At 62.9% G+C, this 22,795-nt stretch carries 18 protein-coding genes; 13 read left to right on the top strand and 5 right to left on the bottom strand.

The features are described 5' to 3' along the window. Nucleotides 1–13: 13 nt before the first annotated feature. Both IB273_RS31880 and IB273_RS07435 read left to right on the top strand, forming a co-directional pair. On the top strand, nt 14–310 hold the full coding sequence (locus IB273_RS31880; RefSeq protein ID WP_192223695.1) for a plasmid mobilization protein: 297 nt from the start codon (nt 14–16) through the stop codon (nt 308–310). Continuing rightward, the gene (locus IB273_RS07435) at nt 307–1,689 is read left to right on the top strand and encodes a relaxase/mobilization nuclease domain-containing protein (RefSeq protein WP_192223694.1); all 1,383 of its coding nucleotides are present in this window, start codon (nt 307–309) and stop codon (nt 1,687–1,689) included. The genes IB273_RS31880 and IB273_RS07435 overlap by 4 nt, the downstream gene beginning before the upstream one ends. A gap of 119 nt (nt 1,690–1,808) precedes the next feature. On the opposite strand, the gene IB273_RS07430 is transcribed toward IB273_RS07435, so the two are convergent. From IB273_RS07430 to IB273_RS07420, 4 genes are all read right to left on the bottom strand, one after another. After that, complete coding sequence (locus tag IB273_RS07430; RefSeq protein WP_192223693.1) at nt 1,809–3,065, bottom strand: tyrosine-type recombinase/integrase; 1,257 nt, start codon at nt 3,063–3,065, stop codon at nt 1,809–1,811. 581 nt (nt 3,066–3,646) lie between these two features. After that, nucleotides 3,647–3,757 (bottom strand): autotransporter outer membrane beta-barrel domain-containing protein, encoded by a 111-nt coding sequence (locus IB273_RS31735; protein ID WP_318652472.1) that lies wholly within the window; start codon nt 3,755–3,757, stop codon nt 3,647–3,649. 45 nt (nt 3,758–3,802) lie between these two features. Next, on the bottom strand, nt 3,803–4,564 hold the full coding sequence (locus IB273_RS07425; protein WP_192223692.1) for an SDR family oxidoreductase: 762 nt from the start codon (nt 4,562–4,564) through the stop codon (nt 3,803–3,805). Between the two features lie 13 nt (nt 4,565–4,577). Continuing rightward, on the bottom strand, nt 4,578–5,708 hold the full coding sequence (locus IB273_RS07420) for a CaiB/BaiF CoA transferase family protein (protein ID WP_192223691.1): 1,131 nt from the start codon (nt 5,706–5,708) through the stop codon (nt 4,578–4,580). A 223-nt stretch (nt 5,709–5,931) separates the two neighbouring features. On the opposite strand from IB273_RS07420, the gene IB273_RS31730 reads away from it, so the two are divergent. Continuing rightward, a complete protein-coding gene (locus IB273_RS31730) occupies nt 5,932–8,523 on the top strand; it encodes a LuxR C-terminal-related transcriptional regulator (RefSeq protein WP_192223690.1) in 2,592 nt (863 codons plus the stop codon). A 2-nt stretch (nt 8,524–8,525) separates the two neighbouring features. On the opposite strand, the gene IB273_RS07410 is transcribed toward IB273_RS31730, so the two are convergent. Beyond that, on the bottom strand, nt 8,526–10,994 hold the full coding sequence (locus IB273_RS07410) for a LuxR C-terminal-related transcriptional regulator (RefSeq protein WP_192223689.1): 2,469 nt from the start codon (nt 10,992–10,994) through the stop codon (nt 8,526–8,528). A 388-nt stretch (nt 10,995–11,382) separates the two neighbouring features. Here IB273_RS07410 and IB273_RS07405 point away from each other — a divergent pair, with 388 nt between their 5' ends. The 10 genes from IB273_RS07405 (at nt 11,383) to IB273_RS07360 (ending at nt 22,778) form a co-directional block, all read left to right on the top strand. Beyond that, nucleotides 11,383–13,221 (top strand): DUF1302 domain-containing protein, encoded by a 1,839-nt coding sequence (locus IB273_RS07405; protein ID WP_192223688.1) that lies wholly within the window; start codon nt 11,383–11,385, stop codon nt 13,219–13,221. A gap of 22 nt (nt 13,222–13,243) precedes the next feature. Then, the gene (locus IB273_RS07400; protein ID WP_192223687.1) at nt 13,244–14,614 is read left to right on the top strand and encodes a DUF1329 domain-containing protein; all 1,371 of its coding nucleotides are present in this window, start codon (nt 13,244–13,246) and stop codon (nt 14,612–14,614) included. Nucleotides 14,615–14,680: 66 nt separating this feature from the next. After that, nucleotides 14,681–15,868, top strand: a complete 1,188-nt coding sequence (locus IB273_RS07395) for a lipid-transfer protein (protein WP_192223686.1) — start codon at nt 14,681–14,683, stop codon at nt 15,866–15,868. 57 nt (nt 15,869–15,925) lie between these two features. Further along, nucleotides 15,926–16,363, top strand: a complete 438-nt coding sequence (locus IB273_RS07390; protein WP_192223685.1) for a MaoC family dehydratase N-terminal domain-containing protein — start codon at nt 15,926–15,928, stop codon at nt 16,361–16,363. Nucleotides 16,364–16,373: 10 nt separating this feature from the next. After that, nucleotides 16,374–16,793, top strand: a complete 420-nt coding sequence (locus tag IB273_RS07385; RefSeq protein WP_192223684.1) for a MaoC family dehydratase — start codon at nt 16,374–16,376, stop codon at nt 16,791–16,793. Between the two features lie 38 nt (nt 16,794–16,831). Further along, nucleotides 16,832–17,662, top strand: a complete 831-nt coding sequence (locus IB273_RS07380) for an SDR family NAD(P)-dependent oxidoreductase (protein WP_192223683.1) — start codon at nt 16,832–16,834, stop codon at nt 17,660–17,662. 78 nt (nt 17,663–17,740) lie between these two features. Continuing rightward, nucleotides 17,741–18,886, top strand: coding sequence for an acyl-CoA dehydrogenase family protein (locus IB273_RS07375; protein WP_192223682.1), 1,146 nt, complete (start codon nt 17,741–17,743; stop codon nt 18,884–18,886). Between the two features lie 86 nt (nt 18,887–18,972). Continuing rightward, nucleotides 18,973–19,572 carry a DUF2889 domain-containing protein gene (locus IB273_RS07370; RefSeq protein ID WP_192223681.1) on the top strand — a complete coding sequence of 200 codons (600 nt, stop codon included), beginning with the start codon at nt 18,973–18,975 and terminating at the stop codon, nt 19,570–19,572. Between the two features lie 109 nt (nt 19,573–19,681). Further along, entirely contained in the window at nt 19,682–21,250 is a 1,569-nt protein-coding gene (locus tag IB273_RS07365; RefSeq protein WP_192223680.1) for an acyl-CoA synthetase, read from the top strand. Between the two features lie 64 nt (nt 21,251–21,314). Next, complete coding sequence (locus IB273_RS07360) at nt 21,315–22,778, top strand: DUF1254 domain-containing protein (RefSeq protein ID WP_192223679.1); 1,464 nt, start codon at nt 21,315–21,317, stop codon at nt 22,776–22,778. Nucleotides 22,779–22,795: the final 17 nt, after the last annotated feature.

Below are 22,795 nucleotides of genomic sequence, written 5' to 3'. Positions count from 1 at the left end.
AAAAGGCAAATATATGAGAAGTCTCAGAATCGACGTGCGTGTTTCGGACGAGGAAAAAAGAGAGCTCATTCGCCTGGCTACCGAGCAGGGGATGAGCCTTTCCGACTATCTGCGCAGCGTTTTGTTGGGCAAAGAAATTATCGTTAGAAGAGAAAGTCACGCTCCAGCGAGTCTTGTCCAAGAGTTATCCAGAATCGGCAACAACCTGAATCAGCTGGCTAGGCACGCCAACCGCGGGGACTCAATTACGTCCGCTGACCTCGCTCGGATTTGGCACTCCTTAGAGGTTCTGTGGGCGGCATTCCAATGATCGTCGAAACCTCAAAAGTTGCTGACATCATTTCCGCACAGAGACTTGTAAATTACTTGCTCTCCAATAAGGGCGAGCGACTCCCTGATGGTGAACGTGTGTTACTGGCTGCGGCCACCTATGCGCTCCCTCCGAATCCAAGTAGCTCCGCAACAGCTTATGCCAAAACATTTAGTGATCTAGTTCGAAAATGGACAACGCAGCATAGGGCAAATAAAAAGGAGCCAAAATCGATTGCGCAGAGCGTAACCGTTAGTTTTTACCCTGGCTGCAAAGCTTTTCCTAGGGATCCAGTCGACCCGTCACGAGCTGTCGAAATTGCGAGGGAGTTGGTTGGCGATGTTGCCCCAGGTGAACGACTCGCGCTCTATGTGGTTCATGGTGACACCCAGCATCTACACGTCCATGTGTTGTTCTCCACCGTTTGCGGAAACGGGAAAATATGGAACCCGCGTCATGACTATCGCCTGTGGGAGAGCGCAGCAGAGAAACTAGAAATTAAGTACAAACTTTACCGTACACCCAATCGGATATCTCGTGGTGAAGTGGTGGCCGACATCGCACTTGATCATGGTTCTATTCAAATGGAAAAGCGGACTGGTGATCAAAGCGAAAAAAGAAAGGTGAAATTTCATCTAGGCAGGATACTAGGGCTAGGCAATATTGAGTTTCGAGGATTCATTCAGATATGCCGAAAGATCGGTTTGTCGATAATTCTAACGCGCTCACAAAGTGGGCGAGTTTCCGGTATCTCATTCCAAATGTCGAAGGGGCCTATTTTTAAAGGTAGTCAACTCAATCGAGACTGGTCATGGAGCAAGTTGAGTAGAAGATTGAATTTTGACGAGGCCCAGCATCGAGACATCGTCGACGAATTAGAAAGACTAAAGCCGACAGAGTCAAAACTCGAAATGAAACAGTCCAACATAACAGCTCCAGGAGAAGCTGAAGGTAAAATCCGCAAGCTGGGGCCTCCTGATAAGAACTGGTCAAACGCTCTTAGACGGTTTAGATGTGAAAGCTCTAGCGACGCTACTAGGGACTACTATTGGCGAAATCAAAAGCGCTGCACAAAGCCAGCTTTTTCAGATCGAGGAGACAGGATCGTTACAAACAGTCGGCAGAATCAAACCATATATTTAGCCATGGCCGAGCTTGCCAGGAATAAGGGCTGGAGCAGCGTCGAAATTCGTGCCTCAGACAGGAAGGCATTGACAAAGTTATGGTTGGCGTGCGCGCTGACCGGGCTTGCTGTTACAAACTTCACGCCAACCAGCGATGAAATTATGGGGCTATTAGCTGAGGCGTATAGAGTCGAAAAAGATGAAATCGGCCATAAGCCTCGCTCAACGCGAAGCAATGATAAATTTGAAGGATAAGAGAGATTGGGTAATATCGCCTAGGATGGCGATGGTGCTTTAGAGAAGGAATTCTGAGAAAGGCACAGAGCTTGGTGAGAGAGACTAAGGATCGCGCATCCTGCGCGTGTGGTGTTAGGTCAGCGAGAGCGATTAGTGCCCCTGGTTTTTCGCTTGCCTACCCTTCTGCGAAATTCACGATAGTTGCACCAGCGCACATGAGTCAGTGCCAGTCCGTAGTTCAGATGAAGTTCGAGAACTTCTTTTCTCGCGGCCAGCAGCGTTTTACCCGCATAGTGGGGCCGGGTGACCTCCAAACCTGTAGGGTCTGCATGCCCCAGTAAATCCGCAATGATCTCAGCCGAAACGCCCCGTTGCCGCAACTGCTCAGCAAACGTGCGGCGAAGGCTGCGTGCGCCCCATCCCCCCTCGCTGGTCGCGACCCCACAACTGCGATCCAGGTAACCAGCTACGCGGTCATACCCCATCAGGAATCGACTGGCCTGACGAGAGAAGAGATGCATCTCATTAAACGATAATTCCGGAAACAACTGGCTTGTCTCTTTCCCTTCGCATTCGATCCGCCTTTCCTCCACAAACTCTAGAAATCCCATATCGATCAGCAACTGTGAAATCGGGATTTTTCGGCGCGAATGTGGCGTTTTGATACTTTGATGTTTGCCATCGTCGTTTACATGGATGATCCACATTGCCTCTTCAGGCTGAACATCTTTGAGTTGTAGTTGGCAAATTTCGTTGAGCCTAAGCCCGCAGAACGCTCCGAGGGGGACGAGCCAAAACTTAAACGACTGCGGATCCCATGACGGTTTTAGACCTTCGTCGCCATTAACTTGATAGATATAGCCGTCAAACAACTTCTGCAGATCTGAAAGACCAAATGGAGGCGTCACATCCAGTGTCGGGCGCTCGTAGGAGGATTCGACTACCAAGTCCTCTGAGACGTATCCTTCCTTCTTAGCTGCTCGCACTAATCTGTTAAATAAGGAGTAATAGCGATCAAGTGTAGAGCCTTGCCCGTCAGAGTAACGCTCCAGATGCTGATGCAGTTTAGTACGCAGCATCGTAACATCGGCGCCACTCAGTGAACTAACGCTTCTATTGGGATCTGCCGCTGTCAGCAGCTCTGTCAAGTTGTAAACTCTGCTACGCAACTGAGCTGCATGTTTTGGGCTGGGTAGGTTTTCTCGTATATGGCACTCAATTAAATCACTTGCAAACTTTCTCAGGAGCGGAGCCGACTGCATCCGTTGGAACTGCCGAATAGGTGCATCTAGGATCTTAATCAGATCAAAAACATAGGAAGCACCCGCTTCCGTGCGGCAGCAAACATCCACGCCGGGCATCACGCTGAGGCGCAGTTCTGGGGTTTCACTCATAGGCGTCTCCGTCAATGATTGATTCCCGCAAATCGTATTTAGAAAGCTCCTCTTCGACAAGAGCCTATTTTTTGCGGAGAGCTCTCTAAGAGTTATTGACGAGCTGTCAAACTTTACAAGATTTCAGATGCCAGGCGGGTTTCGATACTACTAAAAGAGCGGCTTTTTCAGCCAGAGAGCATAAAAAATTTTCTTGCTACAACCACTTTGATCAGGAGTGGGATCGTTGGTACTACTCCTGCTCCAGCGTTGACTGGGAGACTAAAGCCCACTTCAGGTCTGTCGCTGATCGAAGGCGGCGAGCTTTACGTAACACCGCAAAGTCGGAGGGGACTCGCGTGTGGCCGTGCATGATGATGAGTCTCTGCAGGATATCCAGGCGCGGGCGCAGCAGGCGCCCTCATCGCATGGGTAGCGCTGAGCTCCGAGGAGGTCATGCTCTCCGGGCGCGGTAAAAGCGCTACCGCCTGGCTCGGCCGGCTGAATAAGAACGGTGCGCCGCGTGACACCATGTGGCTAACCACAGGTATTGCCCAGGCGATGATGCTGGTCACCGGTTAAATCCACAGCCGATTGCTGCCCTAGCCGGCTTCCAGCGATGCGATAACGCCATGGCCACGGGTTTTCAGCGAGCCGGCGTCGTTGGCGCGGGCCTTAAGGTCGAAGCGGTTGAACTGCACGACGCCGTCCAGGTACTAGCCTTCGGGGCCGAAGTGCCCCGCCAGGCTAAAGCGGGCTCACTGTGCGGTGGAGCCGCCGTCGACCGTGAGTGCGTGACCATTGATGTAGCTGGCGTTGTCGCTGCAAAGGAAGAGGATGGCTTCGGCGATTTCCTCCGGGCGCCCGGCGCGGCCCATGGGGTGGGCCGCCAGGGCCTGGTCGCGGTGCGCGGATTCGCTGGCGAGGATGCGGTCGAGCATGTCGGTGTCGATCATGCCCGGGCACACCGCGTTGACCCGAATGTTTCTGCGTCCGTACTCCAGCGCAGTGCTTCGGGTCAGGCCGATGACCGCGTGCTTGGAGGCGCTGTAGATACTCATCCGCGCCGCGCCGATCAGGCCGGCGATGGAGGCGGTATTGACGATGGCGCCGCCGCCCTGGGCCAACAGCAATGGCAACTGATGCTTCATGCAGAGCAGTACGCCGGCGACGTTGACGCCCATGATCGTCTGGTAATGCGTGGCATCGCATTCCGCCACTCGCGCTTTGCGGCCCTCGATGCCAGCGTTGTTGACTGCGTAGTCGAGCCGACCGTAGGCCGCGACGCAACCGCCAAGCAAGGCTCGGACCTGCTCTTCCTGGGCGACGTCGCAGCTGATGAAGCAGGCTTCGCCGCCCGCCTCGCGGATGCGCAGGACGGTTTCTTCGCCGCCCTGGCGGTCGAGATCGCTGACCACGACGTTCAGCCCACTGCCGGCGAACGCCAGGGCGGTGGCGCGCCCGATGCCACCGGCGGCGCCAGTGACCAACGCCACCTTGCCGGAGAATTTCATGCTCATGGGTTGGGCTTCCTCAGGCGATGGCGCCGTTGCTGCGAAGGGTGGCGATAGCACTGTCATCCAGGCCCAACTGGGCGAGGATTTCCAGGGTGTTCGAACCGTTCTTCACGACCTTGCCAGGCGCGGCCGGGGTTCGGCTCAGGCGTGGCGCGGGGGAGGGCATCAGCACACCATCGCTTTCGAAGAACAGGCCGCGATCCTGGTTGTGGGGGTGTTGCGGTGCCTCGTTGAAATCCAGCACCGGGCTGAAGCAGGCGTCGCTGCCTTCCAGCAGACGACACCACTCGTCACGACTGCGGGAGCGGAACATGGCTTCCAGCTTGCCGCGCAACACCGGCCACTCGGCTCGTTCCCACTGGGCGGCGAAGGTCGGGTCGTCGATCTCGCAGAGTTGCAGCAGCAATTGGTAGAACTGAGGCTCGATCGGGCCGATGGAGACGAACTTGCCATCGGCGCAGGCATAGCAGCCGTAGAAGGGCGCCGAACCGTCGAGGAAGTTGCTCTGCCGCTGAGGGTTCCAGGCGCCCTGATGGCGCAGCTCGTAGTACATGCTGGCGAGGAGGGTCGTGCCGTCGCAGATGGCCGCGTCGACCACCTGGCCCTGGCCCGACTTCTGCGCCTCGAACAGGGCAGCGAGGACGCCGGTGACCAAAAACATGGCGCCACCGCCCATGTCGCCGACCATGTGCAAAGGCGGCGTGGGCGCGCGGTCGGCGTACCCCATGGCGTGCAGGACGCCGGACAGCGAAATGTAGTTCAGGTCATGGCCTGCGGTGGGAGCCAGCGGGCCGTCCTGGCCCCAGCCGGTCATGCGCCCGTAGACCAGCTTCGGGTTGCGCTGCAGGCACAGCTCCGGGCCCAGGCCCAGACGTTCCATGACCCCCGGGCGGAAGCCCTCGATCAATACGTCGGCGCCATCGATCAATTGCAGCAGCACATCTGTCGCTCCGGGTTTCTTCGGGTCGATGGCGATGCTGCGGCGGCCACGGCCGAGCTGGCTGCCGTCGCCATCGAAGAAACCGGCCGCCAGTCGGTCGACGCGGATCACATCGGCGCCCAGGTCGGCGAGGATCATGCTGGCCACCGGCGCGGGGCCGATGGCATTCATTTCGATAACTTTCACACCTGCGAGGGGGCCTGCCATGGAGTTCTCTCTTGTTCTTTGCGATGCGCTTCGAAGGCGCGCCCCGAACACTGGCAGCGCCGGCCAAGCCACGGATGCTAGGGAGCGCCGCCGGCCCGTTCCTACCTAGAAGGGATGATTTATGGCGGTTTTTCTGCCCCGGCGGCCTCTGTGCAGAGAGAGTGCGGTGCCAGGCGCCTGGGGGCGTGGCAAGATGCCGGCGTGTTTCGCAGGAGCCGTCGTCGTGCCTGATTTCCTTCCATTGCTTAGCGCCACTGACCAGGGCCACGTGCTGCCGCGCAGCGGTCTGCTCGCGCGCCTGCTCGAGGCCGAGGACGCCCGCCTGGTGCTGGTGCGTGCCCCCGCGGGATTCGGCAAGACCACGTTGTTGCGCCAGTATCGCGAGCAGCGTCTGGCTTGCGGTCGAGCATTGCTGTGGCTGGACATGGGCACCCTGGACAACGATCTTGCACGACTGCTCGGCGAGCTGGACGCCTCCCTGCCGCTGCTGGACGAAGGTGAGCTGTCCAGCCACGCGCTGCTGGAGCGCATCGCCCTGCACCCCGGGCCGCTGGACATCGTTCTGGATGAGTTCGAGGAAGTGCAGGCGCCGGCTCTCTTGCGCTTTGTCCAGCAATTGCTCGACATGCTGCCGGCCGACAGCCGACTGATCCTTGCCTCGCAGACCACCCCGGACATCGGAATTGCGCGTATCCGCGCCCGCGGCCAGCTCCTGGAGCTGACCCCCAGGGCCCTGCGTTTCAGCCTGGAGGAGACCGCCTGCTTTCTGCGCGAACAGTCCGGGCTGAGCCTGGACGATGCCCAGGTTGGCGCCTTGCAGCGATGCACCGAGGGCTGGGGCGTGGCCCTGGCATTGGCGGCGATGTCATTACAGGGACGCCCGGACCCGCAGGCATTCATCGACTCTTTCGCCGAGGTCGATGCCGACCTGGCCGCCTACCTGGCCGAAGCCGTGGTTGCGCGACTGACGGATGATCAGCGGAGCTTCATTCTTCGCACCAGCCTGCTCGACAGCTTCTGTGCCCCTCTCTGCGACGAGTTGTTCGTCCGTGACGACAGCCAGGAGCACATCGACTTCCTGGTGCGCGGCCACCTGTTCATTTACCCGCGCGACAATCAGGGCGTGTGGTTCCGCTACCACCGCCTGTTCGCCCGCCACCTCTGCGCCACCTTTACCCGCCAGGCCCCGGAGGAGGTGCAGGCGCTGCGCCAACGCGCCGCCGAGTGGTACTTCGCCCACGGCCAGCCAGCCCAGGGCATCGACCAGTTGTTGTTGGCCGGTGATGCCGAACTGGCAGCCGGGCGGATTGCCGAGCACTTGCAGGGACTGTTCGAGGCTGGCCGCACGCGACGCATGCTGCGTTGGCTTGAGCAGTTGCCAGCGGAAGTGCGCGAACGCCACGGCCTGGCCTTTGCCTATGGGTGGGCGGCGCTGTTCAATCGACGCTATGCCGAAACGCGCCAAGTGGTCGAGCGTCGCGACGGCGAGCTCGACGGCGAGGCACTGCGGCTGATCATGCTGGCGGTGCTCGACCAGGTCGAGGACGCCTGCCAGGTGGGCCGCGCATTGCTTGGCCGCTTGCCCCGCGACGGCAGTTTCGCCTCGCTTGCCGTGGCCAACACCCTTGCCTACAGCCTGCTTTCCTGTGGCCATTACGACGAGGCGCGGGCGCTGCTTTCCGCCAGCCGGCATGCCGATTCGGCCCGACAGCCTGGAGCGATGAGCACGGTAGCGGTGAATGCGGAAAGCATCATCGACCTGCTCAATGGTCGTTTCGGCAGCGCGGCCGCGCGGCTGGAAGGCTTCCGCCAGCAACGATTTTCCTCGGACGCGCGGGTGTTCGCCGCCAAGGTCCCACTGGAGTTGCTGTACGCGCTGGTGCTCTACGAGCGCAACGACGTAGAAGAGGCCCAGCGGCTACTGGGTGAAAACCTTTCGTTCGCCATGGACAGCGGCCCGCTGGATGTCCTCATCCTCGCCTGCATCCTGCTCGCACGCCTGGCGGCCCTGCGGGGCGAGCGCCAGGAGTGGAGCAAATACCTCGCGGAACTGGAACGCCTGGGACGGGAAACCGGCTCGCCGCGGATTCTCTCCGCCGTCTGGGTGGAGCGTGCGCGGCTGGCGACGCTCGAGGGGCGCCTGGACGCGGCGACCCAGGCCGTGCAGCAGGCCGAGCGGCACGCCGGCTGGGAGCGCCGCGGCGTGATCTTCCTTGGCAGCGATGACAGCACGCCCGCTATCGCGCGCTTGCGCCTGCGCATCGCCCAAGGGCAGTTCTCCGCCGCCTGCGAAAGCCTGAAGGCCGCCCTTGATGAAGCCGAGAAGTACCGTCACCGGCGTCGTGCATTGAAGCTGCGCCAGCTACTGGCCCTGGCGGCGGACGGCCTGGGTCGCGGTGACGAGGCTTTCGCCCAACTGACGCGGGCGCTGCATTTTGCGGCAGACGAACGCCTGTTACGCAGCTTCCTCGACGAGGGCCCGACAATGGCCGCCTTGCTGCAACGCTGGGCGCTGAAATATCAACCACGCGCCAGTGCCCTGGGCATCGCCCCCGGGTTTCTCGCCGAGTTGCTGAAACATTTTGCCGAGCAGGGAGAGGTGGCCGCCGTCGAACCGCAAGAGCAGCTCAGCGCCCGCGAGCTGGAAGTGCTGCGCTGGTCGGCAAGGGGGTTACCGATCCGCGAGATAGCCGAAGGCATGGCGCTGTCCGAGCACACGGTGAAGACCCACCTGCGCAACATCAACGCCAAGCTTGGCGCCCACGGCCGCACCGAGGCAGCGGCCATTGCCAGGGCTCGCGGGCTGATTGCCTGAGTTCAGGCCAGCACGCCGATGGCGCGCGCTCGGACGATCGCCTGGGTGCGGCGACTGACCCCGAGTTTATGGTTGATGTGTTTGGTGTGGGTCTTGACGGTGTTCGGTGAAATGTAAAGGCGCTCACTGATCTCCTGGTTGGACAAGCCCTCGGCGAGCAACTCCAGCACCGAGACCTCGCGCAGCGTGAGTGCTTTGTCGTCGCGCCGGGCACCGGGCAGTGGCGAGTGCTTGGGGGCTTGCAGCGCGCCTGCCCGTGGTGTGCCCAGCAGCAGATTGAAGGACTGGCTGGGCAACGGTTCACCACCGGCGGCACAGGGAGGCTGGCATGCCGATTGGGCCAGGCGTTCAAGCAGGCGCTCGGTCTTGCGCAGCAAGCCATGGAAGTTCAGGCGCTGGCACTCACGGTGCAGGGTACGTAGGCGTTTCTCGGCATCCACCAGGCGGCCGACACCTTGCTCGGCCTGGGCCAGCAGCAACTGGCTGCGAGGCAGGAAAGAGGGAGACTGCAGGGCTGCCAGGCGCGCGGTCGGTCCGCGCAGGTAGTCTTCCAGTTGCCGCGCCATCGGCAGGGCCTGTTCCCAGTTGCGCTGTTGCACCAGGATCGCCAGCGATTGCAGGTGCAGTACGCCACGATAGCCGTATTCGTTGACGTTCAACCTTTGCATGCGTCGCTCGGCATCCTGCAGGTGACGGAACGCCAAAGCGTAATCACCACGTTGCGCAGCCACCTCGGACAAGCCCAGCAGGCTGTGCATCTGCCCTGGGCCGATCTGCTCGCGAGTCTGTTCCAGCGCAGCGTTGAGGCTTTGCTCGCAGGCGCCGAGTTCACCCCGTTGCAACTGCAGCTTGCCTTGCATGACCAGCAGGCGACCGAGCTGCATGCGGTGGCGGTAGCCGTCTTCGCGCAGCAATTGCAGGCTCTCCTGCAGCAAGGCCTGGGCGAGCTCGAGCTCCCCGGTGAGAATCATGTGGGCGATGCGCTCGCTGTTGATCAGCACTTCGCTGGCCAGGCATTCCTGGCGTCGCGCCTGCTCCACGGCACCGAGCAGAAGCTGTCTGGCCAGGCCCGGGTCACCGTTGGCCATGGCCAGCCGCGCCAGGGTCGAATGGCACATGTAGGACACCTGCCAATCATCTTCGCCCAGGTATTCCAGGGCAGTCTGGCAGTACTCCCGGGCCTGTTCGGCGTGGCCCTGAGCCCCCAGCAGCGTGCCCTGCAACGCCTGCCAGACCGCCAGCAGGTGACGATTGGCGCTGGCCTCGGGCTGCGGCAGGAAGGCCCCCAGCTGGGCCAGGCAGCCTTGTGCCTGGTCGAGGTTGTAGTTGATCAGCAAGGCGCTGGTGTTGAGAAAGATCAGCCCCGGCGTGCTGTGCAGCAACCAGTCCGGCAGGCGCTTGCACCAACCGCGCATGCTGTGGAGGTTGTCGGCGGCGAGCAGCCAGTTGGGACTGAGACGGTCCAGGTAGTTGGCCGCTACCTCGGGCTGGTCTGCGTCGAGCGCCAGTCCGATGGCATCCTCGATGAAGCCCTGTGCGGCCAGAGCGCCACAGGCACGCAGGCGCAGGCCTTGCAGCTCGCTGTCCGCCACTTCGCCCTGTAGTGCCCGCGCCACGGCAGGCAGCAGGCGTTGCCAATGCCCGTCGGCATCCACATCGTGGAAGAACGCGCCACTGTGCAGCAGACGCTGGATTGCGGCATGGCTCTCCGGCGCGTCCCAGAGTTGAGCGCAAAGGCTCAGTGAGAAGCGCGGAAGATAGGCGAGGCGGGCGAGCAGCTCGCGTTCCTGTAGCGTCAGGCGAGCGAGCAGTTCGCGCCGCAGATAGTCGCCCAGGTGCGCCTGTTGGCTACCCGTCTGCGGCATGCCCAGCAAGAGCCGCGCCCCGGCGCACCAGCCCTGGGTCTGGCGCCAGATTTCGGCCTGCTCGGCGGTTCCTGGTTCGCTGTGGAGCCAACTGGCCAGGCTGTCGAACTCCTCGCGACTGAAGGCCAGCGCGGTAGCGCCCAGCTCCAGCAATTGATCTTCGAGGAACAGCCGCGGCAGGTTCCAGTTCGGCCGCTGCCGGCAACTGACCCAGAGTCGGACGGGGGCTGCGCAATGGCAGAGCAACCTGTCGAGCCACGCGTCGAGGTCTGCGTCTGGCTTCTCCGGGTAATCGTCCAGCACCAGGTTCAACGGGGCATCGAGGTTCTGCAGATGCTGCAGCAGCGCGGTCTCGGCTGCCTCCACGGGCGCCAGGCCGAGCAGGGCAGCGAGGGTGACGGCGAATCTGCGCAGTGACCAGTCGCCGCCCGCCATGTTCAACACCACCTTGGGCCGTTGCGCTGCCGGTTGCTCGAAGCAATCGCGCAGCAGTGCGCTCTTGCCGTAACCGGCCGGCGCACAGAGCAGGCGCAGGCGGTAGTCGCGTCGCAGCAGCAAGGCTTGCAGACGAGGGCGGGGCAGGGCGGTGACCGGCTGAGGCGACATCGGGATCTCCACGGGGCGGCCCGGGCGCCTCGGGGCGCGCGGCCAAGGGTCTGGGTAGCGCTGATTGTCGAGGAGCCCAGGCGCCAGGCGAATACCTTTTTCGGGTGATTGGGCGGGGATATTCGCTTGAGCAGTCAGCGCGGCGCCGGTGCCCTAGGCGTTTCGTCGGGCATTTGTTACCGCGGCCAAGTTCGCCCGGCACGCGCCCGGTGCCGGCCTTTCAGGCATTTGCGGGCAACTCCGCGCGGACTGTCTGTCACCTCGGGTAGCAGGGCGAATGGGGAAATCACCCTTTCGGGTGATCGAAAATCCTCTGAAGCGGCAATTCAGGACGGTGGATGCGCTTCCTAGCATGGGGCCTCCATCACATCCCAACCCGGAGAGCCGCATGACAAGAACAACAATGAGCGGGAGATTCCAACCTCAACTGCTGGCCGCGGCGGTGACCCTGGGGATCAGTTCCCAGGTAGGCGCCGTCACCTTCAACATCGGCGAGATCGAAGCGCGCTTCGACTCTTCCCTGAGTTTCGGCTCCAGTTGGTCGGCCACCGGCGCCAATCCCAACTTCATCTCCAACTTCAACACCCAGGGTGTGCAAGGCAAAGGCGCGGCGCGGGTGATCGACGATGGCCGGCTGAACTTCAAGAGCGGCGAAGCATTCTCGACCATCTTCAAGGGCCTGCATGACCTGGAGCTGAAGTACGGTGACAGCGGCCTGTTCCTGCGCGGCAAGTACTGGTACGACTTCGAGCAGAAGGATGGCCACCAGCACTTCTACGACATCGATGACAGCGGCCGCGACCAGGCCGCTCGCGCCTCCGGCGGGCAGTTCCTCGACGCCTTCGTCTATCACAACTACACACTCGGCGATCTGCCGGGCAACGTGCGCCTGGGCAAGCAAGTGGTGAACTGGGGCGAAAGCACCTTCATCCAGAACGGCATCAGCTCGATCAACCCGGTGGACGTCGCCGCGTTACGTCGCCCGGGCGCCGAAGTGAAAGAAGCGCTGGTGCCGGTGAATCTTTTCTACTTGTCCCAGGGACTGGGAGAAAACTTCACCGCCGAGGGTTTCTACCAACTGGAGTGGGACAAGACCGTGGTGGATAACTGCGGCACCTTCTTCTCGGTGGATTCGGTGGCCCAGGGTTGCGACGACCGCACTGTGTCAGCGATCTACGACCTGGCGCCCGGCCAGGCGGCCAATACCTCGTTGTCGCTGGCTTCGCTGGCGGCCGCTCGTGACGATGTCTATCTGCCGCGCGGCAAGGACAATGATGCCCGCGACAGTGGTCAGTACGGGGTGGCCCTGCGCTGGTTCGTGCCGAGCTTGAACGACACCGAGTTCGCGGCCTACGCGATGAACTACCACAGCCGCAGCCCGTTCATCAGCGCCACGGGCACCACCCGCCCGGCCGGCGATTCCTTCACCCGGGTGCGTACTGCCAACTACTTCATCGATTACCCCGAAGACATCCGCCTGTATGGGTTGAGTTTCCAGACCACCGCCGGCGTCACCTCGATTGGTGGCGAGATCAGCTTCCGGCCGAACATGCCGCTGCAGATCAATACCACCGACGTGCAGACCGCCGCGGCGAACCAGATGGTGGCGGGGCGCCCCGTCTCGCCCATCGGCTACCCGGGCTCGGGCGTGGCGGTGGATGGCTACAAGCGCATGCCGGTGCTGCAGGTGCAGGCCAGCGCCACGCGCTTCTTCGATCAGGTGATGGGGGCCGACCGCCTGACGCTGGTCGGTGAGGTCGGCTACAACCGCATCAACGGCTTGGGCTCCCGCGATGGCAGCGAGGTGCGTTTCGGTCGCAACCCGGTATTCGGTCCCGGCGAGTATCCGGGGATTGCCAACGCCCAGTGCCTGGGCAGCCCGCTTCCGGACGGCCAGGGCGGCACACGGCCGAGTAACTCGCAGCAGGAGTGCAACAGCGACGGTTTCTATACCAGCAGTTCCTGGGGCTACCGCGCTCGCGCCAAGCTGGATTACCCGAACGTGTTCGCCGGCATCAACCTTTCGCCGAATCTTGCCTGGTCCCACGACGTGCACGGCTACGGTCCCACCTTCGAGGAAGGAACCAAGGCCGTCAGCCTCGGCCTGGATGCCGACTACCAGAGCACCTACACCGCCAGCATCAGTTACACCGATTACTTCGGTGGCGACTTCAACACCATGACCGACCGCGACTACGTCGCTCTCAGCGTCGGCGTGAACTTCTGACAAGCAACGGCAGAGAACCCGCATGAAAACAATAAGCATGATGCGTACCGGTGCCCTCGCGCTATCGCTGCTGGCCAGCGCCGTGATGGCCGCCGTTTCGCCGGAGGAAGCCGCGCAACTGGGCGGCAGCCTGACTCCCCTGGGCGCAGAGAAGGCCGGCAACGCCGATGGCAGCATTCCGGCCTGGACCGGTGGGCTGAAACCCGACGCCGCTGCGGTGGACAGCAATGGCTTCGTCGCCAACCCCTATGCTGCCGACAAGCCGCTGTTCGTGATCACCGCAAAGAACGCCGAGCAGTACGCGAACAAGCTCAGTGCCGGGCAACTGGCGATGTTCAAGCGCTATCCGGACAGCTACCGCATTCCCGTCTACGCGACGCGGCGCAGCGGGGCGGCGCCGCAGGAAATCTACGACGCGGCCAAGCAGAACGCCCTGCATGCGCAAACCACCAATGACGGCAACAGCCTGTCGGGCCTCGATCAGACCCACTACTTCGCCTTCCCGATTCCCAAGAACGGCGTCGAAGTGCTGTGGAACCACTGGACGCGCTACCGCGGTGGCAATCTCGACCGCGTCATCGTTCAGGTGTCGCCGCAGGTCAACGGCAGCTACATCCCGGTGGAGATCGAAGAGCAGATCGGCTACCCGTGGCTGATGACCGACGCCGACAAGGTGAAAGACTCCGGTGTCTTCTATTACGCGAAGCAGACCGTTCTTTCTCCCTCGCGTATGGCCGGGACGGTGTCGCTCGTCCACGAGCCCTACGACCAGGTCAAGGACTCGCGCATGGCCTGGGTCTACAGCGCCGGCCAGCGTCGCGTGCGCCGCGCTCCGCAGATCGCCTATGACGGTCCGGGCACCGCGGCGGACGGCATGCGTACCGCGGACAACTCCGACATGTTCAACGGCGCGCCGGATCGCTACGACTGGAAGCTGATCGGCAAGAAAGAGATGTACATCCCGTACAACAACTACGAGCTCTGGTCGCCGAAGCTGAAATACGACCAGATCATCCAGCCCGGCCATATCAACCAGGACCTGACCCGCTACGAACTGCACCGTGTGTGGGAAGTGGAGGGCACCCTGAAGCCTGGCCAGCGGCACATCTACGCCAAGCGCCACATGTATTTCGACGAGGACACCTGGACCCTGGTGGAAGTCGACCACTACGACGGTCGCGGCCAGCTCTGGCGCGTCGCCGAAGGCTACCAGGCACTCGATTACCGCACCGGTGCCAGCTTCTACCCGGTACAGACCGTGTACGACCTGATCGCTGGCCGCTATTCCGCCCTGGGCATGATCAACGAAGCCAAGCGCGGCATCACCTACGGCCAGACCTGCAACAGCAACGACTTCACCCCGGCCGCCCTGCGCAACGCCGGTATCCGCTGATCCAACGGCTGCCGGCGGCGCTGATCCGCCGGCAGCAAACCCGTCAAAGCAATCGGAGCACTTCAGATGTCGCAGAAACCCTATGTAGCCGGTGTCGGCATGATCCCCTTCGTCAAGCCGGGGGCCAGTGGCACCTATATCGAAATGGGCTCCCAGGCCGTGCGCCTGGCGCTCAAGGACGCCGGGCTGAGCTACGACCTGGTGCAACAGGCCTACGTCGGCTACGTGTACGGCGACTCTACCTGCGGCCAGGCTGCGCTTTACGAGGTAGGCCTGTCCGGCATCCCAGTGGTCAACGTCAACAACAACTGCTCCACCGGCTCCAGTGCGCTGTTCCTGGCCCGCCAGGCAGTGCAAAGCGGCGCCGTGGAATGCGCCCTGGCCCTGGGCTTCGAGCAGATGCAACCCGGCGCGCTGAAAAGCCACTGGGATGACCGTCCGGCCGCCATGGCCCGCAGCGTGGAGCTGACCAACGAGCTGGCCGGCGATGTCGCCGGAATGCCGATGGCCCTGCACATGTTCGGCGGTGCCGGGCGCGAGCACATGCAGAAATACGGCACGCAGATGAGCACGTTCGCCGCGATTCGCGCCAAGGCCAGCCGCCATGCCGCGAACAACCCGCTGGCCATGTTCCGCAAGGTCGTCACCACCGAGGACGTCATGAACGACCAGGTGATCTGGCCGGGCGTGATGACCCGCCTGATGGCCTGCCCGCCGACCTGCGGCGCCGCCGCCGCAATCATCTGCAGCGAAGCCTTCGCCAAGAAACATGGCCTGCGCACCGACGTAGTGATCCTGGCCCAGGCCCTGACCACCGATTCGCCGAAGGTCTTTGAGTCGCGCTCGATGATCGAGGTAGTCGGCTTCGACATGGCCCAGCGCGCCGCGAAGCAGGTGTATGAGCAGGCTGGCGTCGACCCCATGGACATCCGCGTGGCCGAGATGCACGACTGCTTCGCCCACAACGAGCTGCTGACCTATGAGTCCCTGGGCTTCTGCGATGTCGGCGGCGCCGAACGCTTCATCCTCGACGGCGACAACACCTACGGCGGCCAGGTGGTGACCAACCCGTCCGGCGGCCTGCTCTCCAAGGGCCATCCGCTGGGCGCTACCGGCCTTGCACAGTGCTACGAGCTGACCCACCAGCTGCGTGGCAGCGCCGAAGCCCGCCAGGTGGAAGGCGTGAACCTGGCTCTGCAGCACAACCTCGGCCTCGGCGGCGCCTGCGTCGTCACCCTGTACGGCCGCGGCTGAATTCCTCGCGCGTGCCTGGAAGGGCACGCTCCCTGAAACTTGAAAGGAGATAGTGAAATGGCAGACAAAAGCCTGATCGGTCACTCCCTCGGCGTGACCCACGCCGACGTGGAAAAAGGCCGCCTGCGTTTCTTCGCCAAGGCCATTGGCGAAACCGACCCGGTCTACACCGACGAAGCCGCGGCCAAGGCCGCTGGCTACAAGTCGCTGCCGGTACCGCCGACCTTCCTCATGTGTCTGGGCGGAGAAGGGCGCGACATCGAGGCGCAGCTGAAACTCTACGAGTTCGACCTCGGCCGCATCCTCCACGCCGAGCAGTCCTTCGTGTACCACAAGCCCGCCGTGGCCGGTGACCAGCTGACCTTCGACAGCAAGGTTGTCGATGTCTACGAAAAGGCCGGCGGCCGCCTGCAGTTCGTGGTCAACGAGATCCGCGTCACCAACCAGGACGGCGAGCACATCGCCGACATCCGTTGCTCGCTGGTCCAGCGCTGAGGAGCCCTTCATGACCCATGTCCAGTATTCCGATATCCAGGTTGGCGATGAAATCCCGCTGCTGAAGCTGCAGCCGGTCAACCGCACCACCCTGGCCCTGTACTGCGGCGCTTCCGGCGACCACAACCCGATCCATATCGACATCGACTTCGCCCGCAAGGCGCGCATGCCCGACGTCTTCGCCCACGGCATGCTGTCGGCCGCCTACCTCGGCCGCCTGCTCACCAGCTGGGTGCCGCAGCAGCAGATCCGCAGCCTGTCGATGCGCTTCACCGGCATCACCCAGCTCGGCCACATCCCCACCTGCACCGGCCAGATCATCGAGAAATTCGAGGCCGATGGTGAGAAGCGTGTGCGCCTGGCGATCCGCTGCGGCAACCAGTACGGCGAAGAGAAGATCGCCGGCGAAGCCGTGGTCGCCCTGGCCTGAACCCTTTTGCTCAACCTGCCTGAATAGGAAATCGCTAGATGAACAAGCTCGAAGGTAAAGTCGCCCTGATCACCGGCTCCGGTCGTGGCATTGGTCGTGAGGTCGCCGTACAACTCGCCGCCTACGGCGCCCGTGTTGTGGTCAACGATCTCGATGCCGCTCCCGCCGAGGAAGTGGTCGCGGAAATCCGTGCCGCCGGCGGCGAGGCCGTGGCCTGCGTGGGTAGCGTCACTGCCGTCGACTTCGCCGACCGCTTCGTCAAGACCGCAGTGGACAACTACGGCGGCATCGACATCATCGTCAACAATGCCGGCTACACCTGGGACAACGTCATCCAGAAGATGACCGACGAGCAGTGGTACGCGATCATCGACTGCCACCTGACCGCGCCGTTCCGCATCCTCCGTGCCGCCCAGCCGGTGATCAGTGCCGCAGCCAAAGCGGAGAAAGCCGAAGGCAAGGAAGTGATCCGCAAGGTGGTCAATATCTCCTCCGTCGCCGCCGGTGGTAACGCCGGGCAGACCAACTACTCCTCGGCCAAGGCCGGCATCCTGGGCATGACCAAGACCTTGTCGCGTGAATGGGGTCGCATGAAGGTCTGCGTCAACGCCGTGGCCTTCGGCTTCATCCAGACCCGCCTGACCGAGGCGCTGGCCGGCGAGGCCAGCAAGACCGTGAACATCGAGGGCCGCGAGATCAAGGTCGGCGTGCAGCAGTCGCTGATCGACGCCGCCAGCATGACCATCCCGCTGGGCCGTCCGGGTACTCCGAAGGAAGCAGCCGGTTCGGTGGTGATGCTCTGCCTGCCGGAGTCGGATTACGTCTCCGGCCAGACTCTCGTCTGCGGCGGCGGCAACGGCACCCTCTGAGGTTGACCCACTCGTCGCCCGCGGCCGGTCGAGCGCGGGCGACGAGTCACGATGACAAGAAGAATCCGAGGTATCGCCATGTTGGAAAACTATCACTCCCCCTGGCTGGACGAAGAGGTCGCGCCTTTCGCCGACAGCGTCCGTCGTTTCGTCACCCAGACCCTGGCCCCGGAGGAAGACAAGTGGCGCGAGCATCACCAGTCCGACCGAGCCGCCTGGCGCGCCTGCGGCGAGATGGGCATGATCCTGCCGGACGTGCCAGTCGAGTACGGTGGCTCCGGCGGCACTCCGGCGCACCTGGCGGTGGTGGTCAATGAACTCAACTATGCCGGCGTCGGCGGGCTCAGCCTGGGCATCAACCACATTGTCGGGCACTACATCCTCGATGACGGCACCGAAGAACAGAAGCAGCACTGGTTGCCCAGGATCGCTTCGGGCGAGGTGATCTGCTCGGTGGCCATGACCGAGCCGGGTACCGGCTCCGACCTGCAGGCTGTGCGTACCCGCGCGGTGAAGCAGGGCGACAAGTATGTGATCAACGGCGCCAAGACCTTCATCACCAACGGCCAGCTGAGCGACATGGTGGCGGTGGTTGCCAAGACCGATCTCAGCGCCGGCGCCAAGGGTGTTTCGATCTTCCTGGTCGACACCCGCCTGCCGGGCTTCCGCCGTGGCAAGGTGCTGGACAAGGTCGGCATGCCGTCCTCGGACACTTCGGAGATGTACTTCGACGACATCGAGGTCCCGGCCGACTGCCTGCTCGGTGGCGTCGAAGGCAAGGGCTTCTACACCCTGATGAAGCAACTGCCCTACGAGCGCGCGCAGATCGCCATTGCCGCCGCCGCGGTGATGGAGCGGGCGCTCAAGCTGACCCTGGAATACACCAAGGAGCGCCAGGTGTTCGGCAAGCCGGTGCTGGACTTCCAGAACACCCGCTTCACCCTGGCCGACGTCAAGGCCACGGTGCTGGCTTCGCGGACCTTCTGCGACCACATCATCCAGCAATGGGTCGACGGCAAGCTCGACCCGGCCCTGGCTTCGATGGGCAAGTTCTGGCTGACCGAACGCAACAGCGAAGTGCTCGACCGCTGTCTGCAGTTCTTCGGCGGCTATGGCTACATGAACGAGTATCCCATCGCTCGCATGTGGGCCGATGCCCGAGTGGCCCGCATCTATGGCGGCGCCAATGAAATCCAGCGCGAACTGGTGGGCCGTTCGCTCTGAGCCCGGACGGAACAACGCCTACCGTTTTCACTCCTTTACGGTATGCGTGGCGCCAGGGACGGCGATATAAACCGGAGGAAAGAGGGATGACCGAAGGGTCAACGCAAGATGTCCGGCGGCGCTTGCTGCACACGCGCCAGGTGATCTGTACGGGATATCAGCGCGACGACGGTTGTGTCGATATCGAAGGCTACCTGCTCGATAGCAAACCGGAGGACACCCATACCGACTATCGATTGGTTGCCGCTGGGGAGGCCTTTCATCAGATGCGCCTGGTTCTGACCGTCGATAGCAAATTCATAATCCGCGCCGCCCACGCGCGGACGGAAGCGGCGCCAACGCCCACCTGCGGAGAGATCGCTGCCGCGTATGAGGGATTGGTGGGGTTGCGCATCGGTCCCGGTTTCAAGCAGCAGGCGATACGGGTAGTGGGAGGCCTGCAGGGTTGCACCCACCTGACCGAGCTGCTGGGTCCCATGGCGACGACGCTGATCCAGAGCACGTTCGTCGCTCGGCGCGACGAGCTTCGCCGGCAGCGTGAAGAGCAGCCTGGCTTCGTGCAGCCCAGACCCTGGGTGATCGGCAGTTGCCATGTCTATCACCCGCAAAGCGATGCGTCGCGGCGCATCTGGCCGCAAGGCTTCGACGAGCGGGGCGATGACGTGATCGCCAGCGACCGGGAATGATCCGCCGCCTGTCGCGCCAGCACGGTACGACAGGTAGCACAGGCCGACGAGCAGCCGGTGTGGGAGCCACCCGCACGGTACAGAATAAAAACAAGATTGGAGGTACCCCATGTACATCACCCAGGGCCTGCATCGACACCTGCAGGCGCGACCCAATGCCACTGCCATTCGTTTCCAGGGCCGCAGCATCACTTATGCAGAATTCGCTGAGCGCGTTGCACGGCTGGCGGGCGCCTTGCGCAAGCGCGGCGTGGCCAGTGGTGACCGCGTAGCCATGCTGTCGGTCAACTCACAGCGCTACATCGAGTACTACCAGGCGGTACCCTGGGCGGACGCCGTACTCAACCCGGTGAATATCCGCTGGAGTGCGGCGGAGATCGTCTATTCCCTGGACGATTCGGAAACCACCGTGCTGATCGTCGACGACACCTTCCTGGAGCTCGGCAAGCGCGTCATCGAACAGGCGCAGACCTTGCGCACGCTGATCTACGCCGGTGACGGTGAGACGCCCAAAGGCATGCTCAACTACGAGGAACTGATCCGCCATGCCGCGCCGATCGAGGATGCTCGCCGCGGTGGCGACCGCTTGCTGGGCATCTTCTATACCGGCGGCACCACCGGATTTCCAAAGGGCGTGATGCTCAGTCACAGCAATGTCGCTTTTGCCGCTCTGGCCTGCCTGAACGCGGGGGTTTATGGCCCTGACTCGGCGTTCCTGCATGTCATGCCGATGTTCCACCTGGCCGATTTCGCCGCCATGACCTCGCTGTTCTTCAGCGGCGGTACCCACGTGGTACTACCAGGATTCAACCCGGCGGTGGTGCTGGAAACCATTGCCAGCGAGCGCATCAACGAGGTGCTGCTGGCACCCACCATGATCCAGATGCTGCTGGACTGCCGTGACGCCAACCCGTCTCTGGCCGAGCTCGATCTGAGCTGCATCCGTACCATCGGCTACGGCGCCTCGCCGATCACCCCGGCGTTACTCAATCGCGCGCTGCAGGCGTTTCCGGCGGCCGGCTTCTCTCAGGGCTACGGGATGACCGAACTGGCGCCGATGGCCTGCATGCTTGGCCGCGAGTTCCATGGCGACGAGCACCACGCCAGCGGCAAGATGTACTCGGCCGGACGCCCGGCCGTGTGTGTCGAGGTGCGCATCGTCGACCCGGATGACCGCGAAGTACCGCGCGGCACCGTCGGAGAGATCGTGGTACGCGGGCCGAACGTGATGCTCGGCTATCTGAACAAGCCCGAGGCCACCGCCGAAGCCCTGCGCGGCGGCTGGATGCACACCGGCGACGGTGGCTACATGGACGAGGATGGCTTCGTCTATGTCTGCGACCGGCTCAAGGACATGATCGTCAGCGGCGGCGAGAACATCTATTCGGCGGAGGTCGAAACCGCCATTGCCAGCCACCCGGCAGTCGCCCAGTGCGCGGTGATCGGCATCCCCTGCGACAAGTGGGGCGAGACGGTCCACGCGGTGATCATCCGCAAGCCCGGCGCCGACCTGTGCAGCGAGACGATAGTCGCCCACTGCCGGGAGCGCATCGCCGGCTACAAGTGCCCGCGCAGTGTCGAGTTCCGTGAGGCATTACCGCTGTCCAGCGTCGGCAAGGTCCTCAAGACCGAGCTGCGCGATCCGTTCTGGCAGGGCCGCAAGCGCGGTATCGCCTGAGCCGGCCGTCCCCGCTTGCCGGCGACGGTAGGCGGGGCCTCCCTACCTCCGCAAAGGAAGCCCCATGACCAAGTCCCTGAATCCGGGTGGGCCGCGGCTGCTCGCCATCGGCCTGCTGAGCCTGGCCGCGCTCGCGCCACTGGCACGCGCCGACGCCACTACGCCTTACCAGTTCCACAATGGCTACCCGACCGATGCCACCGTCCAGCGCGTCTACGACGACATCGACCTGAACCGCGCTCTGCAGGCCTACCGCTTCTTCTACCCCAGCGTGTCTTTTTTCGCCCTGTGGAAGAACAGCCTGGCTTCCGGGGTGGTACCGAACAAGGTCTTCAACCAGATCCAGAGCACCCCCCGGCGCTTGGCTTTCACGCCCAACGCCGATACCCCCTACAGCACGCTGTTCCTCGATCTGTCCCAGGGGCCGCTGGTGGTGGAGATGCCGTCCGGCCCGCTGATGAGCGTGGTCAACGATCTCAACCAGCGTTGGGTCGCCGACCTCGGCCTGCCAGGCCCCGACGCAGGCAAGGGGGGCAAGCACCTGCTGCTGCCGCCGGGCTACCAGGGCGAAATCCCGCCCGGCTACCATGTCAGCCACAGCTCGACCAACCGCGTACTGATGCTGGTCCGGGCGATGCCCAAGGGCGGTGTCGAGGCGGCCTACGCGTTGATGCGCACGGTCAAGGTCTACCCGCTGCAAGCGCGCGCAGACTGGAGCGAGCCGACCTGGCGCAACGTCACCGATCAGCCTGACGACGGCACGCCGCTGAAGGTCGAGAGTACCCTGCAGTTCTGGCAGCTACTGCATGAGCTGATCGATAGCGAACCGGCCTTCGAGCCCTACCGGGAGAACTACGGCGAGCTGGCCGCGTTGGGTATCGCCAAGGGGCAGGCATTCGCCCCCGACGAGCGCATGCGGGCGATCCTGCTGAAGGCCGCGGTCATGGGTAATCAGCAACTGCGCGTGCAGTCGTTCGCTGACCGCCGTCCCGACCGCATGGTGTGGAAGGACCGCAAGTGGGAATGGGCGGTGCTGCGCCCGGAGAACGGAAGCTTCGACACACCCAACTATGCCGACCTCGAAGCTCGCGAGAAGTGGCTGTACCAGGCCATGGTGCAGTCGCCGGCCATGTTCCGTCGCGCCTCCGGCTCGGGCTCGGTGTATTGGCTGGGCGCCCGCGACCAGCAAGGGGCTTACCTCGACGGCGGCAAGACCTATCGGCTGCGCGTGCCGCTACCGGTGCCAAGCCGCCTGTTCTGGTCGCTGACCGTTTACGACAGTCAGACCCGCTCGCAAATCAGCACTGACCAGGACAAGGCCGCCTTGCGCTCGATGCAAGACCTCACGGACGCCACTGGCGATAGCGTCGAACTGTTCTTCGGTCCCAAGGCGCCCAAGGGGCAGGAGAGCCGCTGGATCAAGACCGAGCCTGGCAAAGGCTGGTTCAGCTACTTCCGCGTCTATGGTCCACAGCCGGCAAGCTTCGACGGCAGCTGGAAGCCGGGCGATTTCGAAATCCTCAACTGACTGTCTGTCGCCCGCTG

The organism is Pseudomonas sp. PDM19 (assembly GCF_014852215.1).
Taxonomy (GTDB): Bacteria; Pseudomonadota; Gammaproteobacteria; order Pseudomonadales; family Pseudomonadaceae; genus Pseudomonas.
The sequence above is the reverse complement of the archived record's forward strand: the minus strand, read 5'-3'. Positions and strand labels throughout refer to the sequence as shown.

What these genes read in the sequence shown, in the direction of transcription:
- IB273_RS31880 (WP_192223695.1), top strand. Translation starts at nt 14, where the DNA reads ATGAGAAGTCTCAGAATCGACGTGCGTGTTTCGGACGAGGAAAAAAGA.
- IB273_RS07435 (WP_192223694.1), top strand. Translation starts at nt 307, where the DNA reads ATGATCGTCGAAACCTCAAAAGTTGCTGACATCATTTCCGCACAGAGA.
- IB273_RS07430 (WP_192223693.1), bottom strand. Translation starts at nt 3,065, where the DNA reads ATGAGTGAAACCCCAGAACTGCGCCTCAGCGTGATGCCCGGCGTGGAT.
- IB273_RS07425 (WP_192223692.1), bottom strand. Translation starts at nt 4,564, where the DNA reads ATGAGCATGAAATTCTCCGGCAAGGTGGCGTTGGTCACTGGCGCCGCC.
- IB273_RS07420 (WP_192223691.1), bottom strand. Translation starts at nt 5,708, where the DNA reads ATGGCAGGCCCCCTCGCAGGTGTGAAAGTTATCGAAATGAATGCCATC.
- IB273_RS07410 (WP_192223689.1), bottom strand. Translation starts at nt 10,994, where the DNA reads ATGTCGCCTCAGCCGGTCACCGCCCTGCCCCGCCCTCGTCTGCAAGCC.
- IB273_RS07405 (WP_192223688.1), top strand. Translation starts at nt 11,383, where the DNA reads ATGACAAGAACAACAATGAGCGGGAGATTCCAACCTCAACTGCTGGCC.
- IB273_RS07400 (WP_192223687.1), top strand. Translation starts at nt 13,244, where the DNA reads ATGAAAACAATAAGCATGATGCGTACCGGTGCCCTCGCGCTATCGCTG.
- IB273_RS07395 (WP_192223686.1), top strand. Translation starts at nt 14,681, where the DNA reads ATGTCGCAGAAACCCTATGTAGCCGGTGTCGGCATGATCCCCTTCGTC.
- IB273_RS07390 (WP_192223685.1), top strand. Translation starts at nt 15,926, where the DNA reads ATGGCAGACAAAAGCCTGATCGGTCACTCCCTCGGCGTGACCCACGCC.
- IB273_RS07385 (WP_192223684.1), top strand. Translation starts at nt 16,374, where the DNA reads ATGACCCATGTCCAGTATTCCGATATCCAGGTTGGCGATGAAATCCCG.
- IB273_RS07380 (WP_192223683.1), top strand. Translation starts at nt 16,832, where the DNA reads ATGAACAAGCTCGAAGGTAAAGTCGCCCTGATCACCGGCTCCGGTCGT.
- IB273_RS07375 (WP_192223682.1), top strand. Translation starts at nt 17,741, where the DNA reads ATGTTGGAAAACTATCACTCCCCCTGGCTGGACGAAGAGGTCGCGCCT.
- IB273_RS07370 (WP_192223681.1), top strand. Translation starts at nt 18,973, where the DNA reads ATGACCGAAGGGTCAACGCAAGATGTCCGGCGGCGCTTGCTGCACACG.
- IB273_RS07365 (WP_192223680.1), top strand. Translation starts at nt 19,682, where the DNA reads ATGTACATCACCCAGGGCCTGCATCGACACCTGCAGGCGCGACCCAAT.
- IB273_RS07360 (WP_192223679.1), top strand. Translation starts at nt 21,315, where the DNA reads ATGACCAAGTCCCTGAATCCGGGTGGGCCGCGGCTGCTCGCCATCGGC.